Origin of the sequence: Pseudoalteromonas sp. c7(2019), assembly GCF_011378625.1 — a bacterium.
GTDB classification, from domain to species: domain Bacteria; phylum Pseudomonadota; class Gammaproteobacteria; order Enterobacterales; family Alteromonadaceae; genus Pseudoalteromonas; species Pseudoalteromonas arctica.
Genome location: NZ_WTKS01000050.1, coordinates 1 through 925 on the forward strand (window position 1 = coordinate 1; position 925 = coordinate 925).

Sequence of the window (925 nt, forward strand, 5' to 3'; positions counted from 1 at the left end):
TCATGCGCCATGCTCCTAATGAGCTTCGTACCAAGGGACCTAAAAAATATTCACCCAAACGAGATTTAATCTCGTGTCTTTATCTGGTTAACCTTGGTTAGCGTGCGCTTTTTGTTTCATTATAAGTGAAGTACATACAGGATAAGCGTATGTTACGACTTAAGTGCCCAAACACCCACTCAGGTTTTAAAACCTATGTCATAACCAGGCTGCCTTAAGTCGTAAACTCGGGTGTGATTGGTGTGTAAAATACGCATAATTAAGCATCCTTTTGTGTATTCTGCACATACTGAGGAGAGTAGAGAGTTTGCTTGGTCAGCAATATCCACATCAGTCGAGCCAATCTGTGTGCGGTGGCGACCACCACACAATTAAAGTGTTTTTTCTCGCGCAACTGGTTTATCCACTGGCTTAGCGCATCTGTTTTATGGTGGCTTCTGGCGATAAGGGCGCGAGCACCGTGAATAAGTTGTTTTCGTAGGTAACTGTTGCCGCGTTTAGTTATACCAGACATTTTACTTTTATCGCCTGACGCGTATTGTTTTGGAGTTAATCCTAGCCAGACGCCCAGCTCTTTTGCATTTTTAAATGCCTGACCGTTCCCGATTGATGCTGCATAAGCTGAGGCATTGAGCACACCCACGCCAGGAATAGAGTGAAGTATTTTAGCGTTTGTATCCCGTTCAACGTGTGCAGTAAGCATCGCTTCAATAGCTTTAATGCGTTTAACAAGGGTTTTGTATTCGGTGTAAATATCACTCACCATTATGCGCAGCTGAGGGCGAAGCTCAGAATCACTTTCTAAGGCAATTATCCCTTGCTCAAACGCCTTAATACCGACAGGAAATACATACCCAAAATCGACCAATAAACCGCGTAACTGGTTGGTTGCAGCAATCCTGTTTTGCAGAAGTCGCTCACGTAT

At 43.9% G+C, this 925-nt stretch carries 1 protein-coding gene; it reads right to left on the minus strand.

The genetic code is table 11. The features are described 5' to 3' along the window. Nucleotides 1-259: 259 nt before the first annotated feature. Nucleotides 260-925 (minus strand): IS110 family transposase (locus GQR38_RS19940; protein ID WP_165738004.1); only part of this gene is annotated, 666 nt, incomplete at its 5' end.